The organism is Hahella sp. KA22, from assembly GCF_004135205.1.
Classification (GTDB): Bacteria; Pseudomonadota; Gammaproteobacteria; order Pseudomonadales; family Oleiphilaceae; genus Hahella.
The window spans coordinates 1,442,686-1,464,578 of the sequence record NZ_CP035490.1 but is presented as its reverse complement, the minus strand read 5'-3'; the positions used below and the strand labels follow the sequence as shown (position 1 = coordinate 1,464,578).

The window sequence follows — 21,893 nt, the reverse complement described above, 5'->3', positions numbered from 1 at the left end:
GCGCTCGTATTCGGTCACGGGCCTGATCCGCTAGCTCTTTTCACTGACGCCAGCGTCCGCGAAGCTGGCCATTTCATTGAAGAAATTCAGAGACGACTGCAACAAAGGATACGCCAGCGCACAGCCGGTCCCCTCTCCCAGCCGCAGGTCCATCTTCAGAATGGGGTCCGCCTTGAGCGCTTCCAGCATATGTTGATGCCCCTGCTCCATAGAGCGGTGGCAGAAAATGGCATATTCGCCAATGGCCGGCGCCAGCTTATAGGCGACCAGATACGCTGCGGTGGCGATAAAGCCGTCTATCAGCACCAGCATGCGGTTTTGCGCCGCGCGCAATATGCCGCCAACCATGGCGACTATTTCAAAGCCTGCGAACGTCTGCAGGATATCAATCGGGCTTTTCAGGTCAGGGTACTTCTCCGCCGCCTGCTGCAGTAACTTAACCTTGCGCTCAAATTGCTCATCGCTCAGTCCTGTGCCACGCCCCACGCAGTGCTCCAGTGGGACGTCCAGAAGATAACTCATCAGCATGGAGGCGGAAGAGGTATTGCCGATCCCCATCTCACCAAAGCCCAATACATTACATCCTTCTTCCGCAATCGCATCGACTTGAGCCGCGCCCAAACGCAACGCCTTTTCACAGAGCTCCTCGGACATAGCCGGCTGCTCCAGAAAGTTCTCTGTCCCCGGGCCGATTTTTCCTTTCACCAATTGCGGGTGGTCTTCAAATTCATGGTTCACGCCTGCGTCGATCACCCGCATATTAATATTGTGCTGACGCGCAAAGACATTGATCGCCGCCCCACCCTGCAGGAAGTTATGCACCATCTGCCAGGTGACGTCCTGTGGATACGCGCTGACGCCGGATTTCGCCACGCCATGATCGCCGGCGAATACCAGAATGTAGGGGTTCTTCAACGTGGGGGTCATGGTGCCCTGAATGCGGGCGACCTGAAACGCCAGCCTTTCCAGTTGCCCCAATGCGCCCAGGGGTTTGGTTTTCTGATCGATTTTTTGGTGCAACGCCGCATCCAGCGTGTCGTCTATCGGGGGAACGCGCAAGCGTCTGATAAATTCCATTTTCATCCTCTTCTCGTCAAATAGTCAGTCATTGTTGTTTTCCAAACCCACGCGCTAATACATCAACAGGCCCAACCTAAGGTTCAGACCTTATTTTTAATAGTAATCAGTATACTTAGGCAAGCTCCAAACGACCTTTCAAGCAATGGGGCAGTCCCGCGACGGTCAGCACAACCCGATCACAAAGGGCGGCGAGGGCCTGATGCAAGAGCCCGGCTTCATCGCAGTATCGACGCGTCAGCTCCCCTAAAGGCGTAACGCCCATGTTGGTTTCATTGCTGACGAAGATGATGTCGCCGTCGAGGTCGGGCAGCATCTCCAACAGAGCCTGCCGTTGCTGTCCAAAAAGTTCTTTGTCGTCTGAAATCAAAAGATTGGTAAGCCAAAGCGTCAGGCAGTCCACCAATACGAGACTGCCTTCCTGCTTGGCGTCACGAATGGCGTCGGCGAGATAGACAGGGGCTTCAATCAATCCCCAGGCGGAGGGGCGGCGGGCGCGATGGTGAGCGATCCTCGCGGCCATTTCGCCATCGCCAGCGGTAGCCGTAGCGATATAGACGACGGGTTTCTCCTGGGAAATCGCCAATTGCTCAGCCAACGCGCTCTTCCCTGACTTCACGCCGCCTAGAATCAACGTCCTCACGCCCTGCTCTCCCTGTCGCCGCTGTTTGGCCCTACCTGTAGAAACCCTGCGATTTCGTCCCAGTTTAAGTACTGGTCCACGACATCCGCCAGGCGATTTATGTCAGCTTCTCGTAAAGCATCGTAATCCAGGTGTTGCACTTCGTTCAGGCCCGCCCAGCGCAATAGCGCCGCCAAAGACTGCGGGCTTTCGAAAAGTCCATGCAGATACAGCCCCAGCACCTGATTATCATCACTGACGACACCGTCCAATCGCCCGTCCGCAAGACGCACCGCCGACGTTTGCGACGCTGCGCAGCGAGTCACTCCAGCATGAATCTCATAGCCGGTAATCCGAGCGTCATCCAACCAAAGGCGCCCTTCCACTCGCCGCAATTGCTTTTCCGGCTCCAGAGTCGTGGCGATCTCCAGCCATCCCAGGCCAACGCTCTCTCCAGCAACGCCTTCCAGGCCATGGGGGTCGGCGATGCTACGTCCCAGCATCTGGTAGCCGCCGCAAATACCGATAACCCGGCCGCCATAACGCAGGTGCTTGCGAATAGCCTCTTCCCAGCCATTTTCGCGCAACCACTGCAGGTCGTTGCGTACGGATTTGGAGCCAGGAAGAATAATGAGATCAGCTGACGGCGGCGACTGGCCCGGCCCGATAAACTGAAAGTCCACCTGCGGGTGTAACCGCAGCGGGTCAAAGTCCGTGTGATTACTGATTCGGGGCAAGGAGGGTGCGATAACTTTAAGCGTCGCGCCAGACTTAACGATAGCTTCCCGCGGCAAGGCGTCTTCCGCTTCCAGATGCAGGCCATTCAGATAAGGCAACACTCCCAACACGGGCTTGCCGGTATATTCCTCCAGCCACCGGAGTCCCGGCTCAAGCAAAGCAATGTCGCCGCGAAAACGGTTGATGACAAAGCCGCGAACCCGTCGCTGTTCACTTTCGCTCAATAAAGCCAATGTGCCGACCAAATGAGCGAACACGCCCCCCCGGTCAATATCGGCAATCAGGATAACCGGGCAGTCGACCGCTTCCGCAAACCCCATATTGGCGATATCTCGATCGCGCAGGTTAATCTCCGCCGGCGAGCCTGCGCCCTCAACCAGAACCGCATCGTAAGCGGAGGAGAGTCGTTGAAAAGATTCCAGCACCGCCTGCATGGCGGTGCGTTTGTAGTCGTGATAGGCCACCGCATCCATGTTGGCGCGGGCTTTACCATGAATGATGACTTGCGCGCCAATATCCGTATTGGGCTTCAACAACACTGGGTTCATGTCCGTATGCGGCTGCAGGCCACAGGCCTGCGCCTGCACCGCCTGCGCCCGCCCAATCTCACCACCGTCCACCGTTACGGCGCTGTTCAGCGCCATATTCTGTGGCTTGAACGGCGCCACTTTCACGCCACGCCGCAACAGACTGCGGCATATCGCGGTGACGAGTGTGCTTTTGCCAGCGTCGGAAGTGGTTCCCTGGATCATGAGCGTACTCTTGGTCATCCAGATAGACTTCCTTCTAGAACAAAACAGCTCACTGAAACAGGCGCACGCACGAGCACGTCAGTCTTTTTCAGCGAAAACTATTTTTGCTGGATTTTTATCAACGCCGATAGTTTTGATGATGGTTTCAGTCGATGTGTTAGCGATAACCAAGTCAGGATTTGCTCCACCGACGCCAAACCACAATTCGCCCGTTGGACTGGCGGCGATTGAACGTAAATCCACACTGGCCGTGCCAGGGATCGCCGAAGCAACAACGTCTCCCGTACTTGGGTTAAAACGATAAAGAGACGTTTTTTGGAATTCTTCATAACCGTTGAAGTAGCCCACCGTATTAGAAAGGATGGTCATATCCGTGATCAAACCGTACGGATGACTGACATCATTGCCATCGTCGATGAGCACATAGTGGTCATAGGTGCTTGGATTTACGATCTCTATGCCCCCCGTGTACTCAGCAGGTCGGGGAGGACTTGAAAAAGTGCTGTCGTACCGTCCAAGCCCGGCAATAAACAGCGAGCCGCCCTGCTCTATGATGGTATGAGGATTCTTGATATTTAAAGCCAAGCCTTTTTGGGCTCCGCCGGAGATATTGATTTCTTCATTAGTGGCGACATTAATTACCGCTAGATAAGCAGTTCCTGGCGCAAATTCATCGTCCATGTTCTGCATGACGACATATAGTTTGCCATTGTATATCACCCCTGCGGACATCTCTGGAACGCCATCATCATCGTAGCTGCTCAGATCTATCTCACCCGTTTTGAAGTGCTCTTCATCGCTTAACGCAACAGATGGATCCACTACCCAAATGGATGAACCGCCGTACCTCAGCACATACGCCTTGGTATCGCTAACAAATATTATGTCATAAGGGTTGCTCAGAGACTCGCCATCATCATTGGTGGTGAACTGCCAGTCAGACACGCCTGGGCTGTCATAGTTATACTTGGAGATATTATCCTGGCTACGCCTACCAATACGATAAAAACTGTCTCCATAGGCCGCCACAGACATATCTGACTTGTTGGAGCTGGCATACCCTTCTACAACATCGTATGGCGCTTTAGCAGATGCAATCGAGACTTCACTTGATGAATAGTCATTCGCCACACCGGCGATAACCGCGACCCAATCCGAACCAGGCGTCGTTCCTCCATTACCGCTGTCTCCGCCGCCACAACCCGCCATCGTCGCAAACGCCAGGGTTAAACCCGTCCATTTCAACGTTGTTGCTATACTCTGCTGCATGCCCGCGTCCTCTTAGTTATTAAACAGGAAACTAAAATAAATGCTGTAAAGACACAAAATAGTGTCGCCCAGGAGAAGGGTAACCGTTAAAAGCTTCAACGACTTCATCGGTCACATTGTTTGCGCTGACTTCAACGGTAGTCTCGCCATCGGACCAGCGCCCCACCACATCGACAATGTTTTGATCTTCCACTTCCGTTTCCTGAGCGCTGTCGTAATAAGCCCCGGATTCATGACGATACTCGACGGAGGTGGTGATGCGCCCGATACTCCAGGCGGCGGATAAAAAGTGGGAATAGGTGTAGGCGCCCGCCAGTTGTTTACCGTGCAGGTCACGGGCGTCTGACAGGTTTTCTGTGTCCTGGGCGGTGCTTCTGGCGATAAACGTCCAGGCGGGAACAGGTCGATACATGGCGTCCACTTCCACTCCGCTAACCCTTGCTTTGCCGACATTCTCAAAGCGGCCGACTCCCCTTGAGTCATAAGAGGGGACGATAGCATCTTTTAAATCCCGATAGAAATAGGCCGCAGATACACTAAAACTATCTACGCCCACTTCAAATCCGATGTCACCATTCAACGCTGTTTCCGGGTGCAACTCACTATTACCAATGAAGAATCCTCTATCGCCGAACTTCTCCGCTAACTGAGGGAACCTCACATCCCGGGATGCATTGGACTTGAGCGACAGCCAATCTGTCAGGCGGTAACGAACGCCAGCCTGCAATGAATGATATTGAGCGGAATCGGAAGCCACCTCCGTGCGCCCGCTCATGGATGCAGCGGGAGTCTCATCTTCAAGAAAGTATTGGCGCGCGCTCAGGCGCACCAACCAGATATCTTCAGCATCCGCCCACTCGTCTTGCACACCCAGCAAGTAGGTAAAACGCTCGAACTCCTGCTTTTGCCTGCGCCCGGTCAGGTCCTCTTCCTGATAAGTTTCCCGGCGCGCCTCCAAGGTAGCGGAGAGCAGATGCAGACCGATTGAATAGGAGCCATATAACTCGGCGCCGACCACATCCGTGTCAGCCCGAGTTTTCTGCACGCCCAGGCCAATGCGGCTTTGACTGTCGTCATAACGCTCTTCTTGTGTGGACAAGAAAATGCGCCCCGAATAATTTTCCTGTGTATTTCGGGCAAAGCTCAGTTTGCTCTGCAGACGAGTGAAGTCCGTATCCAGACTGGTTCGCGTGCTCTCCAGATTAGCGATGTCAGGCAGATGCTGATCTTTATTGAAATGTTGCGCCATCAGTTGCAAATCCGTGCTATCCGACAGGCTGCGTTCCGCCGTCAGCATGCCATTGAACTGACTGAAATCCGCATTGCGACGACGTTCCACACGATCATCGTAGGGATTAAATTCGGTCTGGTTGTTGTTCAGCATCTCGAAGTCGTTATCACTGCCGAGATAATCAAGGGACGCCAGGTAGTTGGTTTCGCCAACGCTATCGGCGAATGTAAGCGCCCCTTTACGACTGTTGAATGAGCCATACCCAAGACTTAATTGTCTGAGGGGTTTGCTGAAACGAAGAGATTTGATATTGATCGCGCCGCCGACGCCAGAGTAGCCCAGCTGAATCGGCGTTGCGCCTTTATAAATTTCAATCTGCTCAATGCCGCTCAGCAATATCTGGCTCAAGTCCACCGAGCCGCCAGTCGCATCGTTTAACAATACTCCATCTAGATAAACGTTCACCTGCTTACTGGTGGAGCCACGAAGATAAACAGCGGAGTATGATCCCAGCCCGCCGCTCTGACGCACTTGCACGCCGGTTTCATTCTTCAGCACGTCTGCGACGGTGGCGACTTTCGAGTCAAATTGCTCGCGCTTGATCACCTTAACAAAGCCAGTTTGATACTCCGCGTCAATTTCATCCGCAGATGGAGCTTTGGCTTCGACGACAACAGGCGCCAACTCTTCCGCGCGAACGCCGGTCAGTTGTGAGCCAACTAAAAGCAAAAGGGGTACAAGCCTCATAATGTTCCGAAAGAGTAGCGCCAGTGAATGCAATTGTTGCGCAGCGGATACAAGCAAAGAGGGAAAGGAGTCGAGTCAGACGAATCCCGGCAAAGCCCTCCGCTATGCCACGCGATAAGCAGGCGTCAGGCCGGTCTCCGGGCTCATGAGTGGTGTAACCGGCGACAACGTCTTCCCGCGAATCCGCAGTGACAGGGGGTTGTCGTTTGACTCATTTACCGTTGCGGGGGCAGCGTCGGACTTAAACCGACTTCCCGTTTCATCCCTTGAACGAATGTTCTCAGGACACCTGATGCAATGGGGGCGTAAGCTAAATGGCCGCCCCTGTAAAGTCAAGGCGCACAAAGCGCCTCACCCAAACCACAAGCGCCAGGGTCGCGGCAACCTGTTGAAAACTATCCAAATGTAGCCTCCCCCTATTCCCAATAAGTTAGGAGATGAGTCTGCTCGCTTAACTGTCGGAGCGGAACAGGCAATGTTTGGCGTAATCCGTCGCCTCATTCGCCGTCCAGTCACCCTTCGGCTTGGTCGCCATATCCTCACACCAGTCCTTGCTCCCCACCTCGGGAGAGCAACCGGCTAAAGCACCCAAGCTCAACCCCACCACCAATAGCCAAGAAGATACGCGTTTAATCGCCATAGGAAATCCTGAATGTCATTTCACAAGTTCATCTTTAATCGAGAAGTATACAAGGCAGAGGCAGTCAGTTTGGAGATTGAGGGCGAAAATTTTCAATTGAGAGCAACTATCCACAATTCTGACTGGTTAAATTGCTTCAAAAGCTTAGCTACCCTCAACTTTGCCACTGGCGCAATTTTCTACACTGTCAGCGTATAAAGTAACCGTGAGCCATATCCCCGAATAGGTTTCGCCACATACTTGGTAGCCCAGGTTTTCTATATAATACGTCGAAGATCTCTCAACCCACCACCCCGAGAAAAGCAAAAGGAATCCTCCGGCGATTAATATTCCACCTTGGATTCTTTTAAAGAAGTTCGATTTTATTAGTCGCTCAATTATTGCCACAACCGTAATCAGAGGTATTATTAGAGGCAGCAACAAATAACGCACACCACCGTGAAACTCAATTACATTAGCTCCACTTGCCGCCTCCTGCTGAGCAAAATAAATGACATCTAAAAATCTAGCTGCAAATGCCAACGCAGCAACATTTAAAACCAACATAGCTACGCATATTACAATTTTCCTCATAGCTATCATTAATACCTACTCGTAGCTTTCATAAGCGCTCTCTCAATAAAGTTACTTTCAAATATAGTGACTTGACGAGCCGCTTCACCAATAGTTTTATTATGCAAAGAATTCAAGCTCTCTATAAGAGCGGAAGTAACTCCATATTTTTGATCAAGCTCCTCAAGTAAAAAACTTGTCGCAACTCCAAGAAAAACTGCAGCCAACAAAGGGCCTACAGCGACAGTGGTGAAAGCGCCTACAACATATGCGGCAGCAGAGCCAACCGTAGCAGCAACTCCGACTTTAACAATGTCAGTAGCCAGAGTGCCAATTAACACAGATAACGACTTTTCATCGCTTAAAATAAATTGAAGGACGGTCAAAGGAACAGTTAGATAGATAGTAAGCCTCGCGCCTTTTATTAAATTACTATTAACACCTAACTGACCAATAGCCATATCAACCACCTTAGGGTTAGACGCCAAGTATCTCGTACCCGTCAATGATTTTCGGAGTCCAGAGTAGCCTTTTATTACAATATATGCCTTATCTTCAACCATCCTAGTAACAAATCGCCCAGCCAGCCCAATTTCTGCTGCAATCTTTCCTACAAGAGTCAAATCTTGAGTAGGTGAAACAAGTCCAGCTCCTGTTTTCAAAACACTCAAGTCAATATCTTCACGCATATTCTTTGCGATCTCCAAAAACATATCGATAGACATGATATGAATTTGTTGCGCATTGCGGTTAATGTGACTTTTAGTTACCTTAGCTTGACTCATTGGCAGACTCTCTTAACAAATTAGCAAAGTAAAAGTACTTGCATTAAAATTTACTATTTTTCCTCAAATGTGCAACAACAAACAAGTATCACATTAAAAGTTCTAATAAATAAAACCCATTATCATTAGTACAAAGTGGAAAACACAATGCAACTGGACCAACTGACTTTCTTCCTCCAACAAACCCTTACGGATGAGAGGTTCGATAATGCTGAGAAACAGGCGTTGCTGGCGATGCTTGAGACTTTACAGCCGGATCAAGTGCGCTTTATGCGTAATCGCGCCTTTGAGTTGACCCGTCCATTGATCGTCAATGGAGGCGATGGCGCGCTCAGGGCGCTGAAATGGCTGGAGCGGGTGATCAAGGCTTTGGACTCAGGCGAGGAGGATAGCAATTTAACCAGAGCTTATTTCAGCCCAGGAGAGGAGTGTCGTCGCGCCATCATAGAACGCATACGCAATGCTCAAAGCAGTCTGCAGATCTGCGTTTTTACCATTTCCGATGACAGAATCGCGGATGAAATTATTAACGCCCATAAAAGGGGGCTAAAAATCCGCATCATCACGGACAATGACAAGTCCTTTGATCTTGGCAGCGACATCGATCGTTTCAAAGAGGCTGGCATTTTGGTGAAGATGGACGATGAACCCCACCATATGCACCATAAATTCGCCCTTATCGACGATGGCGTCCTGATTCACGGCAGTTTTAACTGGACTCGCAGCGCCAGTACTTATAACCAGGAAAACATCGTAGTGACCGACCACCCCGGCCTCGTCAGGGAATTTTCTGGAGAGTTCGCCAAACTGTGGCGCGCCTTCTCGGACTAAGGCGTCTACGATAAAGAATTGTCATTAAATCTCCCTCGCTAATCGCCAGCCGTTATTAGCAATGTATAGACAAATTCTGCGGATTGTCATTTAATCAGAGGAAGGCCCGGCCGGAAAAAATTCCGACCTCGCGCCGTCCAACCCAACTGACGGCCGCCAGATTAAGCCGGCCACAAGCCGGTAGAATAATAAGAGTGCCATGGAATACACCCTTCCTGACACGTCACGAGGTGAGAAAATGGGCAAAGGTACAAAGTATGTTGCGAGAGAGCCTGACGCATCCGGCTTTATCGCCTACCCCGATTCGGAGCACGCCGTCTGGCGTGAGCTGATCACACGACAATACAAGGTCATACGTAATGTGGCCTGCGACGAATATCTTCATGGACTGAAGTTACTGGATTTACCCGAAGACCGTATCCCCCAACTAGAGGAAGTTTCCTCCGTATTACGCCGTGAAACCGGTTGGGAAGTGGCGCAAGTGCCCGCATTGATTCCCTTCGATACCTTCTTCGACCTGCTCTCAAATAAGAAATTTCCCTGCGCCACCTTTATCCGCACGCCGGATGAGATGGACTATTTGCAAGAGCCGGACATATTTCATGAAATATTCGGTCACTGCGCTATGTTGACCAATCCCTACTTCGCAGAATTCACGCAAATGTACGGCAAACTGGGCTACTCGGCCTCCAAGGAAGACCGCATCTTCCTGGCGCGGCTGTACTGGTTCACCGTCGAATTCGGACTGATGGACTCCGCTCAAGGGCAACGAATTTACGGCGGCGGCATTCTGTCCTCTATTGGCGAGACGCAATATTGCTTCTCCGATACACCGGAACGCCGTCCCTTCGATATCGTGGATGTGCTAAGAACGCCTTACCGCATCGATATCATGCAACCTATTTACTATGTGCTGGATGGCCTTAAACAGCTTTACGAAGTCGCCCACTGCGACATTATGGATAAAGTGCGCCAAGCCAAAGAACTTGGGCTGTTCGCCCCGACTTTTCCACCCAAACAACAAACCAATCCGGAGAAGTTAGCCGCCGGCGCCTGAAGCGCAGGAACGGCGACGACGTAAAGACGAAACAGGTTAAATCCACTCAGGTTATGAACGATTTTGCATTACTCGCATTGAAGCTACTGATAGCCGCAGAAATACGCGCCCAATGGAGCTAGGCCGGGCTTTGCCCCGGCTGACGACATTTCCATTACGCGTTTTTTAATTGTTAATACAGAAGGACTGTATCATGAGTAATGTATATACAAACCCACTTGGCACTGATGGTTTCGAATTCGTTGAATTTGGAGCTCCAGACAAAGCAGGCGCAGAAAGCCTGAAACCTCTTTTCGAAACGCTGGGCTTCACCGCCATCGCCAGACACAAACGTAAAGCCATCACCCTGTATCGTCAGGGCGATATCAACTTCCTGGTCAACGAAAACGTCCCCAGCTACTTCCACAAGTTCAGCATGGATCATGGTCCCTGCGCTTGCGCTATGGCGTTCCGCGTCAAAGACGCACAGAAGGCATTCGAATACGCCGTATCCCAAGGCGCCAAGCCCTTTGACCAGGGCGATGTTCAAGGCGAAGAAGTCCGCATCCCTGCGGTGTATGGTATCGGCGACAGCGTGCTTTATTTTGTTGATAAATATGGCGAAGACAGCATTTACGACATTGATTTCGAGTATTTCCCTGGCGTGGATAAACACCCGAAAGGCCTGGGCCTGACCACTCTGGACCACCTGACTCACAACGTCTTCCGCGGCAACATGGACACCTGGGCCGGCTTTTACGAGCGCATCGGCAACTTCCGCGAGATTCGCTATTTCGACATCGAAGGCAAGCTGACCGGCCTGCACAGCCGCGCCATGACCTCCCCCTGCTGCAAGATCCGCATTCCGATCAACGAGTCAGCCGACGACAAGTCTCAGATCGAAGAATATCTGCAGGAGTACAAAGGCGAAGGCATCCAGCACATTGCACTGTCTACCGAGGATATCTACAAGACAGTACGCGATATGCGCGAAGCTGGCGTGGTGTTCATGGACACCCCTGATACCTACTACGAAAAAATCGACACCCGCGTCCCCGGCCATGATGAAAATGTCGATAACCTGAAAGATCTGCGCATTCTGATTGACGGCGCGCCTCACGATAATGACGGTCTGCTGCTGCAAATTTTCACCAGCACCGTTATCGGCCCGATTTTCTTCGAAATCATCCAACGCAAAGGCAATGAAGGATTCGGCGAGGGTAACTTCCAGGCGCTGTTTGAATCCATCGAGGAAGACCAGATTCGCCGTGGTCTGTTGTCACCCAACGCCGGAGAGAAGGAACATGCGTAAGTGGATTTCTTTTCCGCATAAAGAAGGGCTTGTTTCCAGACAGGCTCACGCAGACCTGCCCAGCGAAGCCATCTATGAAAGAGAAGCAGGACGCAGCGGTTTCTTCGGGCCTACCGCCCACTTCCACCACAAGCGTCCGCCTACCGATTGGGATAGCTGGGAAGGGCCGCTGCGCCCCCGGGCTTTTGATCTCAACAGGCTGAATATCGAGACCAAATCTCCGTTCGACGCCCCGGTATTGCTGCACAACACGCACTGTCAGTATCGCTACTGGCGTTGTACGCAAAAGATGGACACCCTCGCCCGCAATGCGGACGGCGACGACCTGTTCTTCATTCACGAGGGCGAAGGCGATTTCTTCTGTGATTATGGCCGCCTGACCGTGCGCGAAGGCGACTATATCGTGCTGCCGCGCAGCACCATGTGGCGACTGGAGCCGAAGTCTCCCATCACCATGTTGATGATCGAAGCCACTAACGACAGCTATCAGCTGCCGGAAAAAGGATTGGTGGGACCGCAGGCGATCTTTGATCCCGCCATGCTGGACGTCCCCCGCATTGACGACGCCTTCCTCGCCCAGCAGGACGACACCCAGTGGGTAGTGGAGATCAAGCGTCGCAATGCGATTTCCAGGGTGACCTACCCTTACAGCCCGTTGGACGCTCTCGGCTGGCATGGCGATCTGTCCGTGGTGCGCATCAACTGGCGCGACATTCGCCCCTTGGCGTCTCATCGCTATCATTTACCGCCGTCGGCGCACTCCACTTTCGTCGCCAGTCGTTTTGTAGTGTGCACTTTTGTGCCCCGTCCGATCGAGTCCGATCCGGGCGCGCTGAAAGTGCCCTTCTACCACAACAATGACGACTTCGATGAGGTCATTTTCTACCATCAGGGCAACTTCTTCAGCCGCGACAATATCGGTCCGGCCATGGTGACCTTCCATCCTTCCGGTTTCACTCACGGGCCTCACCCCAAAGCGTTCGCGGCGGGCCTCGAATATACCCGCAAAGAAACCGATGAAGTCGCGGTGATGCTCGACACCCGCGACGCGCTGGAAGTCGGGCCGGCCGCCTGTCAGGTGGAGACCATCGAGTATGCAGACAGTTGGAAAATGAAATAGCGACGGTTTAAGGAGCAATATCCATGAAATTCGCAACATTAAAAAGCAATTCGCGTGACGGCGTCCTGGTTGTCGTCAGCCGTGATCTGCAACAGGCCGTCGCCGTCCCACAGATCGCTCCCACGCTGCAGGCCGCTTTAGACCAGTGGAACGACCTGTCTTCCGCGCTGGAAGAGGTGTACAACGCCTTGAACGAAGGCGGCGTCAAAGACGCGATTGCGTTTGATCCCAGTCAATGCGCCTCTCCTCTGCCCCGCGCCTATCAGTGGGCTGATGGTAGCGCTTACGTTAATCACGTAGAGCTGGTGCGCAAAGCCCGCGGCGCGGAAATGCCGGAGAGCTTCTGGACCGACCCACTGATGTACCAGGGCGGCAGCGACGCTTTCCTTGGGCCGCGCGAAGATATCGCCATGGCTTCAGAGGACTGGGGCATCGATATGGAAGCGGAAGTGGCGGTGATTACCGACGATGTTCGTATGGGCGTTAGCGCCGCGGACGCAGGCAAACATATTCGTCTGCTTATGCTGGTTAATGACGTATCCCTGCGCAACCTGATTCCCGGCGAGCTGGCGAAAGGCTTCGGCTTTTTCCAAAGCAAACCCTCCAGCGCTTTCTCCCCTGTGGCGGTGACGCCGGATGAGCTGGGCGACGCCTGGGACGGCGGCAAAGTGCACTTACCCTTGATCACGCATCTGAATGACAAGCTGCTGGGGCAACCCAACGCCGGCATTGATATGACCTTCGACTTTCCCACGCTGGTCGCCCATGCCGCGAAAACCCGTCCGCTGTCCGCCGGGGCCATCGTCGGTTCTGGCACGGTCTCCAATAAAGACCGTTCCACCGGCTCAAGCTGTCTGGCGGAAGTGCGCATGCTGGAAATCATTGAAAGCGGCGCGCCGAAAACGCCATTCATGCGTTTCGGAGACCAAGTGCGTATTGAGATGTTGGATAAACAGGGACGCTCCATTTTCGGCGCCATCGACCAGAAAGTGACGCGCTACTCATGATGCGGCTCTACGATTACTGGCGCTCCAGCGCCGCTTATCGGGTGCGCATCGCGCTGAATCTGAAAGGGCTTTCCTACGAAGCCCACAGCGTGCACTTGGTGAAAGACGGCGGCCAGCAGCATCAGTCGGACTACAAAACCCTGAATCCTCAGGGTCTTGTTCCGCTGCTGACTGATGGCGAGTTTCGTCTGAATCAGTCTCTGGCCATTATTGAGTATCTGGAGGATAGTCATCCGACTCCGGCTCTTCTGCCTGCGGACGCTCAAACCAAAGCGCAGGTGCGGGCTTTCAGTCAGGCCATCGCTTGTGACATTCACCCACTGGATAATCTGCGGGTGTTGCAGTATCTGACCGGCCCTATGGAAGTCAGCGAAGAGAAGAAGCTGGTGTGGTATCAGCACTGGATTCTTGAAGGCTTCAAGGCGCTTGAACAGATGGCCGCGAGCTACGCGGATAAGGGCTCTTATTGCTTCGGAGAGCAAGTGACGATGGCGGATGTGTGCCTGATTCCCCAAGTGTATAACGCCAACCGCTTTAACTGTCCGATGACGAACTTCCCAAGACTGCGTGAGATCAACGATAACTGCTTGAAACTGGAGGCCTTCCAGAAGGCGACGCCTGAACAACAGGCGGACGCGACTTATTAATCAGGCAGACAAATAGCTTCCTTCTATTTGTCTGTAACGACAGGGCCTGCACATGTCAGGCCCTGTCTCCCGCGGCTTGTCGCCGCGCAGGCGCGTCCATGCGCCTGGTGATTAACATGCCAATATCATTGCCATGTTAATAGCTGCTCGGAGCAGGCTCATTACAAGGGAGATTGGCTAACGCTGATTTCCCTCTTCCTTGAGAGCATCTTGCAGCTCCGCAATATACTCCGCGTACGCATCTATCTTTATCCGCGCCCATCTGCGCAGATTCTGCTGGTCGCCCAGCTTATGGCGCAGCAAAAGCTGGATCACCTGAACGCCCAATTCCTGGTCTTCGCTCAAGATCCAGAATGACAGCTCCGTTCGCAAAGCCTCAACAGAGGCGGCCGGTAATCTGTTAATCAGGTTAAGGATGAGATTGGACACCCACCAGGAATCATTATCCTGACGCGCCATTTTGAGCGCTTGCAGCAACGCGGGAGTTAACTTATCCCCCATCGCCGCTAAAGGCCCGGCAATGGCGCCCGCGACGGGCCAGTTGGGGTCCTGTAACCACGTCAGCAACTCCGGCAAACAAGGCTCGATCTGCTCAAACGGCAACTGCAGCAGTCTCTTTGCTTTATCTGTATCGCGTTTGTCTTCCGGGCGCAGCGCCTGCAGCGCTTCCGGCCATTCTGGACTCTGAACCCAGGCGGACCGTTGTAATAAGTCAGGGGGAACCATGTTTGTCGATGGGTCATAGGTAGAAGCATACGCCTGCCAGACATCCTCATAACACAGCTCGACCTGAAGCATTAATTCCTCTTCGTCAGGATCAAGGTTGGCGCGGGAGTGTAAACGGCGCGTCATGTCCTGCAGCCAGAACCGCAGCGCCTGCAATGAATAAACGTAGTCGTTGGAATTAATCATATGCGAGTCATCAAGCCTCGTTTTGCACACGGTGCAGAATGCGCAACCGCCACATCCAGATCGTCAGGATCAGCAATGGCGGCGCAATATTCGCCCAAAGGGATAACCCAATACTGAAAAAGTCGAACACGCCATGCAGAAACATCGCGATGAGAAGAAAACAGAACGTCACGAGGTATCGATTGCCGCCATGGGAGTCAGAGTAGCCGTAGGCATAACCCCAGATGGAGGCGAACATGACATGAACCATTGGCGCCGTCAGCGACCTGGCCAGCGCCTCCCAGCCCTCCAGATAGGTCAGGTAATAGCTGTTCTCATGTAATGAGAATCCAAGCGCGATAAACGAGGAGTAAATAATGCCGTCTATGGGTTCATCAAAGTGAGGCAATCTAACGATGATAAAAAGAAAAGGGATGAACTTGGCCAGCTCTTCTATCGGCCCAATGGCTAAAACGGAATATAAAAATAACTGCAGGCTTGAACTTTCCGCAAGTTCATAGGCGTCGAAACGTAAATGAATATAGTCCAACGCTTCATACAAATATAAGCCGATATAGGCTGAGCAATATCCCAATACAAGAGCCAGCACCAGCATTAAAACAGGCTCTGGCTTATGCCGGTCTTTATAGTAGTGATAGGCGGCCCAGAAGAGACACGGAAGGTAGAGTAAAGACCAGTATTCCATTGCTATATATCGCGTCAAATATAAAGCGCCATAAGCGCAAACTGCATAAGAAGTGATGACTCGACGATGAGCCGGGCCGAAATACTATCACCTTATGATATACTCGGCCAGCTAACGCCTCACATATCCGACACACTACCGATAAGCCTCATCCGTTACTTAGACATGCAGTTTATTTATCAAATATTTAGCCATTGGATCTATATCATTCCCGCATTCATTCTATGGGGAATTATTAAGTTAATCTGCAGTCTGCCTTTTAATGATTACCCAGTCTCCAACGCCGTGCTGACCATTGCGGAAAGCCGAACAACCTATCCATGGAATGCAGGGGCCAATCAGGATGTCCCTTATCAGTCAGTTATTCGAGTGTATAGCGGCGTCAGCCGGGGAAGCGGATCTTATAACTTCTGGGGCGACAACGACATCAACCTTCCCAGCGGCGACGTCATCGCCGAGATCAACGCAAACGATAACGGCAAGGTGGAAACATTTCAGGTTAAGGACGCCAATGGCGTCTTGCTGGCCTCTTCCGAAGAGCGCGAAGTCCGCAAGTGGCTGGGTCTGGCGGGCCGCAAAGAGGCGCTGATCGGTCGAGTGCTCGTCGAGGATCAGCTTATTCCTGTCTTCGCCATCAACGAAAATGACCCAACCTTTGGGCGGGAAGAGACTGAAGTGTATGGCGCCATCAACAATGGGGACGTCCACGATATTAAACCCCTGTATACCGTCATCGAAGGCCGGGGCATGCTGGGCATATTGGGCGAACGCATCCGCACCGGCACAAAGTTAAAAGACGAACGCCAGCAATTGCTCATGGAAACGCAGGAAGACGGCGTTTTGCTGGGAGATCTGTTTTTTCACCAGGGCAGTGACCTCAACATTTTGGGCGTTCATTATCGTGTAGAAGAAGAGTATCCCCCGGGTAATTTCCTGGGACGTCCCCGCAGCTGGTTCGATGGCTATTCCCTGTATCAAGGCTTGGAGATGGGTCCAGACAGCAAGCCTGTCGCCAAAATCAGCATCGACGCCCGAGCCTTTACCCACGAGCTGGGTTATGAGTTTTGGTATGACGCCAACAGAAATGGCGAGTTTGAGGCGGAAGAAAAACTGTGCACGGTCGTGTATGGAACCACCGTCGTGCAAGCCGCCGACTCGGAAAAGCGCACCTCAGGTAAGGAACTCAATCATCTCTGGGTCGCTTCCAGCCTGCATGCTGAAGACGCGATTCATCGCAACCTCGACTATGTGGATGCGATCCTGAAAATGATGCCCGACGCCGTCAACCACAATCCCGAGCTGCATAATATTGAGCACTTGCTGGACGGCTATAGACTGGCGCTCAAGCCTGAGTTGAAAACTCTCGCAGACGCCTCCACCGAAGAAGACGCCCTATCCTTTTTCGACGCCTACGCACTACTCTTCCCCGAGGCGCAGCCTAAGTGACGCGGTGAAGCTGGAGCGGATGAACATACGCTCCGGCTGATCCAGCTTAATCAGTCTATGCAGCGACTTAACTCACTGCCGCAATCGGCTCCATTTGCTCTTCTTCTAACTGTCTGAACGCCAACACGGTGGACGCCATCGCTAACAGGCAGCAAAAGAAAGAGAAAATAAATATGGCTTCGTAGCCAAACCAGGAGACGATCGAACCGCCAATAATTCCCGCAATCAGAATTCCAATGTCAAAGCAGGATTCATAGGTGCTCAGCGCCAGTCCGATGTTCTTATCCGGCAGGCTTTTCAGGGCAGGCAAAGCCAGCAACGGATACACCATGGATAGACCAAAGCCAGTCAGAAAAGCCCCGATCATGGCCTGCTGAGGCGATGTCGCCAGTCCAATCAATAGCAGCCCCACCGCCTCAATGACGAGAGAAAACAACGTCATTTTCAAACCTGATGAGTCCGCCATCCAACCCAGCGCCAAACGCGCACAAACGTAGCCCACGCCAAAAAGCGATAAAGAGAAAGCCGCCTCTTCCCGCCAGCCGCTTTCCACAAAGTACAGCACCAGAAAAGCGGTAATGGCTGCATAGCCAATATTCGCGAGAGAGAAACCTGATCCTGACTTCCAGATCCGACTGATCGCATAAGCGAGCTTGATTTCGCTTCTTTCCGGATGCACGTCCACGGGACGGACAACCGCCACAAATACAAAGCCAATGACTGGCAGCAGGCTCATGAAAAGCGCGGCATAGACAATGCCAACGGAATAGTAGGACCAGGCGCCAACATAATTCCCGGCGGCGAGCCCTAAAAACATGGCGATGCCCACCCAGGACATGATCTTTCCAGCATGCTCCCGGCCAACCAGCCCGATAGGCCAGGTTCCGCTACAGGTAAAAATCAGGCTCTCGCCAACCCCCATCAAGATCCTGGAGAAACAGATAATCACGTAAGTAAGAATAGTCGCCGGCAATAAAGCGAATGACAGATAGCACAACATCCCCGCGCTGAAGGTCAGCGTAAGCCCCAGCACCATCCCTTTTCTGGGACCATGATTGTCCGAAAACCTGCCGGCGTAGGCGCGGGAAAGCAACGTAGAAATGGACTCAATCGCTACCACCAATCCAACATAAAACGCAGAGTAGCCCAGCGTTTTATTTACATACAACGGCAGGACAGCCAGGGAAAGCCCCAGACTGACAAGAGCCAGAAACAGAATACTGGCGACCATACTGGCCGCAACGAGGTCATTTTTAATACGCAACACAGCGTTCATAGCCCAACTCAATCCTTATTCATTCAGCGCTATCGCCTCCGACAGCAAGACCCAGCAAAAACGGGTTTCGTTTGGAGGGAAAAATTAAGAGAACGTTGCTATCTGCGACTAATCGGGCATAGCGCCGATGAGAGGTAAATCTTTGAGGGATAAGTTCGCAACAAGCGAAGCGGGGGATACATCATCGTTTGCGTCCTGCAACAAGTCATAAAACAGATAAGTGGCTATTTTATAGCGAAAATTACAGTTAGCCACTTATTCCTGAATCAGCTCAACACCACCTCAAACTCCGCTCCTGGAGAGCGGTTGAGCACGTCGACTTCGCCTCCCATGGCGCGGGTCAGTTGTCGCACCAGCGCCAGCCCAATTCCGGTGCCGACGGTTTCGCGGGTCAGTTCATTGCCGGAGCGGTAGAACAATTGGAAGATTTTCTTCATCTGGCTTTTCTGAACGCCAGGGCCGTAATCCCTGACGCTCCAGGCGACTGACTTGGCGCCCCGCGGCCGTGCGTGTATTTCGATACGTTTGCGCTCGGATTTAGAGGAGAACTTAATGGCGTTATCCACCAGATTGATGATCACTTGCACGAAGGCGTCTGCGTCCACGTGCAACTCTCTGTCCACGCAGGAAGGATCAAGTTCATAGCTGCACTCAAATCCGGCCCGCTCAACCTGACTGCTGATTTTGGAGCGCACCATATCCATCAGGGCCTGGGCGCCGACGGATTTGAGCTCCAGCTTCAGGTCGTTGCGCTCCATTCTCGCCAGTTGCAGCACGTTAGCGATGAGGCGGGAGAGCCGCTCGCTCTCGTCATGAATGAAGTCGTAGTACTCCCGTTTCTTCTCTTCGTCAACCCAGCCTTCCCGCAGCATTTCGCCGTACATGCGAATGGAGGTCAGAGGCGTTTTCAGTTCATGGCTGACGGCGGAAACAAAGTCCTGCTGCTGCCGCGCCAATTTGATCTGCCGCAGGCCAAGCCGGTACAGCATGATGAATCCCAGCAGCAGCACGCCGCCAAGAATCACACTGGCCCACATGACAACCTGAGCGCCAGGGCCGGCGGGAAGACGGTTAATCGTCCACAGCAACTGAAAGTCGCCAAGGGGAGCCGACAAGCGCACCTGATGCAGCAGCTCGCCATTTAGTTCATCGCTTTGGTCCATGTAGCCGCGTCTGGTCGAGCCGGAGACGGTTTGCAGGATATCTCCCTGAAACGCCACCACCATATTGCTCATCTGCGCCAGCGCCGTCCCTTGAAACGCCTGCGCTATTGCGCCTTCGATAAAGTCGTTCTGTTCAATGATCGCCCCCTGAATGATGCGCTGGCCATCGCGCCAGACTTTCCTGAACAGGACAAACTGGCCGCTGTCCAACAAGGCCAGCTCCAGGGGATCAACTTCACTTTCAAAGATTTTGACTTTAGGCGCAGCGACAGCCGGTTCTCCTGGGGCGGCTTCGGACTCCACTTCCTCGACCAAGGCGGTTTGCTCTATGCGCGAGGAGCGATTAGGGGCTGGCGCTGAAACACCTGCCGCTTTCGACAGGGACTTGCTCGCAACGTTTTCTTTCTTGAAGCTGCTCTGTAGCTTGAGATCTTCCAGACGCTTGTCGCTCTGGTTACGCTGTCGTTGCTCCAATACCGGCGAGTTTAGATTATCGAACGCCTGCTGCGCGTATACCGGCGGAGACTTGGCTTTGTATTCTTCCTGCGCCGGGCCTTGCGCGATCTCTCTCTCCAGCGCGGCCGGCGTCGCTGGCGTTGGCGTTGGCGTTGGTTCGGTCTGCGCCGTACTGTCCATCTCCGCAGCGCGGCTCCAGCTGCTGTCCGCGCTCTCGTTTAGGCCTCCTGCGCCAGATTCCGCCGACGAGCTATAGGAGCGGGAAGACAGCCCCATCGCATCCGCCAGGCTCGTGGCTTCATCCGCCAGACTGACAGGCTTGTCGTCCGTCCTGCGGCGTTGCACCAACTGGTTCTGGCTGAGAATATCCAACAAGGTGTCGCGCAGGGCGGTTCGCTGGGTCAGCTCCTCCGCGCTCAGGCCCCAACGCTCAGGGTTATCCAGCGTCTCGGGGGTCGCCGGCGTGGAGAAAACGCCTTCCGCATCCACCTGAAAATACCCCAGCAGCCCTGGAATGGACGACTCCACAGGATAAGTCGCCAAGGGGGAGCGCTGCACGTAACTGGAGGTATTAGGATCGCCGGTTAGAACCAGAAACTGATAATCCGCGTAAGAATGCGCCTCTTCCGCTGCGATCCAGCGCTGCAGTTCAGAGTCGATACGTTGAGACAGTTCCTCCGCCAGTAAACGGTACTGATGAAACGCCTCCCACTTGATCTGTTGCTGGGTCTGCCAAACCAATACCGCAAAGGGGATCAGCAGAGCCAAAAACAAAACCGCCAGGAACAGACGCAGGCGTCCCGGCGTCAGTCCATGTCGCAGCGAGGCGGCCATCAGGACTCCGTCATCAGGCGGTAGCCGCCGCCGCGCACAGTCACCAGCCGTTGCGGCTGTTTCGGATCGTCTTCGATCTTACGACGCAGCTTGGCGATATGAATATCTACGGTGCGGGTTTCAATATCCAGATCCCGAGCGTAGCCCCAGACCTTGTTCAGTAGCTCCTCTCGCGATACCGGACGCTCGCAGTGCTCATGCAGATATTGCAGGACATCCATCTCCCTGCGTGTAAACGCCACGTCCTCGCCCTTGCGCTGACAACTCAGATTCAGAGTGTCGATCTCCAGCCCACCCACCAGGCGGATATGGGCGTCATCCAGCGTTGTGGAGCGAGAACGTCTTAGCACCGCCTGTACTCGCAACACCAGTTGCGCCACGGAAAAAGGTTTGGCGACGTAATCATCGGCGCCCAGTGACAGGCCATGGATGACATCTTCGTCGGAAGACTTGGCGGTCAGCATGATGATGGGTTGGTCACGGTCCTTGAGACGCACGGCTTCGCATATCTCGTAGCCATTTTTACCCGGCAGCATTACATCCAGCAGGATCAGGTCATAAGCGCCATTCAGCGACTTGCTCAGACCTTCGTCGCCATCCACGGCGAAGTCCACCTCATAGCCATGGTAAACGAAGACATCCACCAGTCCGGTGCGAATCGCCGTTTCATCTTCCACGATTAGAATGCGCGCTTTGCGTTGCATCTCCACCTCAATTGATACCTGAAAAGATCACTCTCGCGATAGCGAATGTAG

General features: G+C 53.1%; 20 protein-coding genes and 1 riboswitch. Of the genes, 7 read left to right on the top strand and 13 right to left on the bottom strand.

Features of this window, described 5'->3' with window-relative positions; genetic code table 11:
* Window positions 1-30: 30 nt before the first annotated feature.
* The 8 genes from cobT to EUZ85_RS06525 form a co-directional block, all read right to left on the bottom strand.
* Window positions 31-1,077 carry a nicotinate-nucleotide--dimethylbenzimidazole phosphoribosyltransferase gene (cobT, locus tag EUZ85_RS06560; RefSeq protein ID WP_127968543.1) on the bottom strand — a complete coding sequence of 349 codons (1,047 nt, stop codon included), beginning with the start codon at window positions 1,075-1,077 and terminating at the stop codon, window positions 31-33.
* Window positions 1,078-1,192: 115 nt separating this feature from the next.
* Complete coding sequence (gene cobU, locus EUZ85_RS06555; protein WP_127968542.1) at window positions 1,193-1,720, bottom strand: bifunctional adenosylcobinamide kinase/adenosylcobinamide-phosphate guanylyltransferase; 528 nt, start codon at window positions 1,718-1,720, stop codon at window positions 1,193-1,195.
* Window positions 1,717-3,207 carry a cobyric acid synthase gene (locus tag EUZ85_RS06550; RefSeq protein ID WP_127968541.1) on the bottom strand — a complete coding sequence of 497 codons (1,491 nt, stop codon included), beginning with the start codon at window positions 3,205-3,207 and terminating at the stop codon, window positions 1,717-1,719. Before EUZ85_RS06550 ends, cobU begins: the two co-directional genes overlap by 4 nt.
* A 60-nt stretch (window positions 3,208-3,267) precedes the next feature.
* A complete protein-coding gene (locus tag EUZ85_RS06545) occupies window positions 3,268-4,458 on the bottom strand; it encodes a hypothetical protein (protein ID WP_127968540.1) in 1,191 nt (396 codons plus the stop codon).
* A 31-nt stretch (window positions 4,459-4,489) separates the two neighbouring features.
* Window positions 4,490-6,436 carry a TonB-dependent siderophore receptor gene (locus tag EUZ85_RS06540; RefSeq protein ID WP_127968539.1) on the bottom strand — a complete coding sequence of 649 codons (1,947 nt, stop codon included), beginning with the start codon at window positions 6,434-6,436 and terminating at the stop codon, window positions 4,490-4,492.
* A 110-nt stretch (window positions 6,437-6,546) separates the two neighbouring features.
* Window positions 6,547-6,744: riboswitch (cobalamin riboswitch) on the bottom strand.
* Between the two features lie 143 nt (window positions 6,745-6,887).
* Window positions 6,888-7,076, bottom strand: coding sequence for a DUF3012 domain-containing protein (locus EUZ85_RS06535; RefSeq protein WP_011394921.1), 189 nt, complete (start codon window positions 7,074-7,076; stop codon window positions 6,888-6,890).
* A gap of 144 nt (window positions 7,077-7,220) precedes the next feature.
* Window positions 7,221-7,622, bottom strand: a complete 402-nt coding sequence (locus tag EUZ85_RS06530) for a hypothetical protein (protein ID WP_127968538.1) — start codon at window positions 7,620-7,622, stop codon at window positions 7,221-7,223.
* A gap of 35 nt (window positions 7,623-7,657) precedes the next feature.
* Complete coding sequence (locus EUZ85_RS06525; RefSeq protein WP_127968537.1) at window positions 7,658-8,413, bottom strand: hypothetical protein; 756 nt, start codon at window positions 8,411-8,413, stop codon at window positions 7,658-7,660.
* A gap of 147 nt (window positions 8,414-8,560) precedes the next feature.
* Here EUZ85_RS06525 and EUZ85_RS06520 point away from each other — a divergent pair, with 147 nt between their 5' ends.
* The 6 genes from EUZ85_RS06520 (at window position 8,561) to maiA (ending at window position 14,366) form a co-directional block, all read left to right on the top strand.
* Complete coding sequence (locus tag EUZ85_RS06520; RefSeq protein ID WP_127968536.1) at window positions 8,561-9,244, top strand: phospholipase D-like domain-containing protein; 684 nt, start codon at window positions 8,561-8,563, stop codon at window positions 9,242-9,244.
* Between the two features lie 238 nt (window positions 9,245-9,482).
* Window positions 9,483-10,301 (top strand): phenylalanine 4-monooxygenase, encoded by an 819-nt coding sequence (gene phhA, locus EUZ85_RS06515; protein ID WP_127968535.1) that lies wholly within the window; start codon window positions 9,483-9,485, stop codon window positions 10,299-10,301.
* A gap of 193 nt (window positions 10,302-10,494) precedes the next feature.
* Window positions 10,495-11,592 carry a 4-hydroxyphenylpyruvate dioxygenase gene (hppD, locus tag EUZ85_RS06510; RefSeq protein WP_127968534.1) on the top strand — a complete coding sequence of 366 codons (1,098 nt, stop codon included), beginning with the start codon at window positions 10,495-10,497 and terminating at the stop codon, window positions 11,590-11,592.
* A complete protein-coding gene (locus tag EUZ85_RS06505) occupies window positions 11,585-12,712 on the top strand; it encodes a homogentisate 1,2-dioxygenase (protein ID WP_127968533.1) in 1,128 nt (375 codons plus the stop codon). Before hppD ends, EUZ85_RS06505 begins: the two co-directional genes overlap by 8 nt.
* 23 nt (window positions 12,713-12,735) lie before the next feature.
* Window positions 12,736-13,719, top strand: coding sequence for a fumarylacetoacetate hydrolase family protein (locus EUZ85_RS06500; RefSeq protein WP_127968532.1), 984 nt, complete (start codon window positions 12,736-12,738; stop codon window positions 13,717-13,719).
* Window positions 13,716-14,366 (top strand): maleylacetoacetate isomerase, encoded by a 651-nt coding sequence (maiA, locus tag EUZ85_RS06495; RefSeq protein WP_206618006.1) that lies wholly within the window; start codon window positions 13,716-13,718, stop codon window positions 14,364-14,366. Before EUZ85_RS06500 ends, maiA begins: the two co-directional genes overlap by 4 nt.
* Before the next feature lie 177 nt (window positions 14,367-14,543).
* Here maiA and EUZ85_RS06490 read toward each other — a convergent pair whose 3' ends face one another.
* Both EUZ85_RS06490 and EUZ85_RS06485 read right to left on the bottom strand, forming a co-directional pair.
* The gene (locus EUZ85_RS06490; protein WP_127968531.1) at window positions 14,544-15,278 is read right to left on the bottom strand and encodes a DUF5071 domain-containing protein; all 735 of its coding nucleotides are present in this window, start codon (window positions 15,276-15,278) and stop codon (window positions 14,544-14,546) included.
* Between the two features lie 10 nt (window positions 15,279-15,288).
* On the bottom strand, window positions 15,289-15,963 hold the full coding sequence (locus EUZ85_RS06485) for a PrsW family intramembrane metalloprotease (RefSeq protein ID WP_127968530.1): 675 nt from the start codon (window positions 15,961-15,963) through the stop codon (window positions 15,289-15,291).
* Window positions 15,964-16,128: 165 nt separating this feature from the next.
* Between EUZ85_RS06485 and EUZ85_RS06480 the strand changes: the two genes are divergently transcribed.
* Window positions 16,129-17,409: a hypothetical protein gene (locus tag EUZ85_RS06480; protein ID WP_127968529.1), complete on the top strand. Its 1,281-nt coding sequence runs from the start codon at window positions 16,129-16,131 to the stop codon at window positions 17,407-17,409.
* Between the two features lie 67 nt (window positions 17,410-17,476).
* Here EUZ85_RS06480 and EUZ85_RS06475 read toward each other — a convergent pair whose 3' ends face one another.
* From EUZ85_RS06475 to EUZ85_RS06465, 3 genes are all read right to left on the bottom strand, one after another.
* The gene (locus EUZ85_RS06475) at window positions 17,477-18,685 is read right to left on the bottom strand and encodes an MFS transporter (RefSeq protein ID WP_127968528.1); all 1,209 of its coding nucleotides are present in this window, start codon (window positions 18,683-18,685) and stop codon (window positions 17,477-17,479) included.
* Window positions 18,686-18,951: 266 nt separating this feature from the next.
* Window positions 18,952-21,138 (bottom strand): sensor histidine kinase KdpD, encoded by a 2,187-nt coding sequence (locus tag EUZ85_RS06470; RefSeq protein WP_127968527.1) that lies wholly within the window; start codon window positions 21,136-21,138, stop codon window positions 18,952-18,954.
* A complete protein-coding gene (locus EUZ85_RS06465; protein ID WP_127968526.1) occupies window positions 21,138-21,842 on the bottom strand; it encodes a response regulator transcription factor in 705 nt (234 codons plus the stop codon). Before EUZ85_RS06465 ends, EUZ85_RS06470 begins: the two co-directional genes overlap by 1 nt.
* Window positions 21,843-21,893 lie beyond the last annotated feature (51 nt).

What these genes read in the sequence shown, in the direction of transcription:
- cobT (WP_127968543.1), bottom strand. Translation starts at nt 1,077, where the DNA reads ATGGAATTTATCAGACGCTTGCGCGTTCCCCCGATAGACGACACGCTG.
- maiA (WP_206618006.1), top strand. Translation starts at nt 13,716, where the DNA reads ATGATGCGGCTCTACGATTACTGGCGCTCCAGCGCCGCTTATCGGGTG.
- EUZ85_RS06525 (WP_127968537.1), bottom strand. Translation starts at nt 8,413, where the DNA reads ATGAGTCAAGCTAAGGTAACTAAAAGTCACATTAACCGCAATGCGCAA.
- EUZ85_RS06540 (WP_127968539.1), bottom strand. Translation starts at nt 6,436, where the DNA reads ATGAGGCTTGTACCCCTTTTGCTTTTAGTTGGCTCACAACTGACCGGC.
- EUZ85_RS06475 (WP_127968528.1), bottom strand. Translation starts at nt 18,685, where the DNA reads ATGAACGCTGTGTTGCGTATTAAAAATGACCTCGTTGCGGCCAGTATG.
- EUZ85_RS06530 (WP_127968538.1), bottom strand. Translation starts at nt 7,622, where the DNA reads ATGTTGGTTTTAAATGTTGCTGCGTTGGCATTTGCAGCTAGATTTTTA.
- EUZ85_RS06520 (WP_127968536.1), top strand. Translation starts at nt 8,561, where the DNA reads ATGCAACTGGACCAACTGACTTTCTTCCTCCAACAAACCCTTACGGAT.
- phhA (WP_127968535.1), top strand. Translation starts at nt 9,483, where the DNA reads ATGGGCAAAGGTACAAAGTATGTTGCGAGAGAGCCTGACGCATCCGGC.
- hppD (WP_127968534.1), top strand. Translation starts at nt 10,495, where the DNA reads ATGAGTAATGTATATACAAACCCACTTGGCACTGATGGTTTCGAATTC.
- EUZ85_RS06550 (WP_127968541.1), bottom strand. Translation starts at nt 3,207, where the DNA reads ATGACCAAGAGTACGCTCATGATCCAGGGAACCACTTCCGACGCTGGC.
- EUZ85_RS06490 (WP_127968531.1), bottom strand. Translation starts at nt 15,278, where the DNA reads ATGATTAATTCCAACGACTACGTTTATTCATTGCAGGCGCTGCGGTTC.
- EUZ85_RS06535 (WP_011394921.1), bottom strand. Translation starts at nt 7,076, where the DNA reads ATGGCGATTAAACGCGTATCTTCTTGGCTATTGGTGGTGGGGTTGAGC.
- EUZ85_RS06505 (WP_127968533.1), top strand. Translation starts at nt 11,585, where the DNA reads ATGCGTAAGTGGATTTCTTTTCCGCATAAAGAAGGGCTTGTTTCCAGA.
- EUZ85_RS06470 (WP_127968527.1), bottom strand. Translation starts at nt 21,138, where the DNA reads ATGGCCGCCTCGCTGCGACATGGACTGACGCCGGGACGCCTGCGTCTG.
- EUZ85_RS06465 (WP_127968526.1), bottom strand. Translation starts at nt 21,842, where the DNA reads ATGCAACGCAAAGCGCGCATTCTAATCGTGGAAGATGAAACGGCGATT.
- EUZ85_RS06485 (WP_127968530.1), bottom strand. Translation starts at nt 15,963, where the DNA reads ATGGAATACTGGTCTTTACTCTACCTTCCGTGTCTCTTCTGGGCCGCC.
- EUZ85_RS06500 (WP_127968532.1), top strand. Translation starts at nt 12,736, where the DNA reads ATGAAATTCGCAACATTAAAAAGCAATTCGCGTGACGGCGTCCTGGTT.
- EUZ85_RS06545 (WP_127968540.1), bottom strand. Translation starts at nt 4,458, where the DNA reads ATGCAGCAGAGTATAGCAACAACGTTGAAATGGACGGGTTTAACCCTG.
- EUZ85_RS06480 (WP_127968529.1), top strand. Translation starts at nt 16,129, where the DNA reads ATGCAGTTTATTTATCAAATATTTAGCCATTGGATCTATATCATTCCC.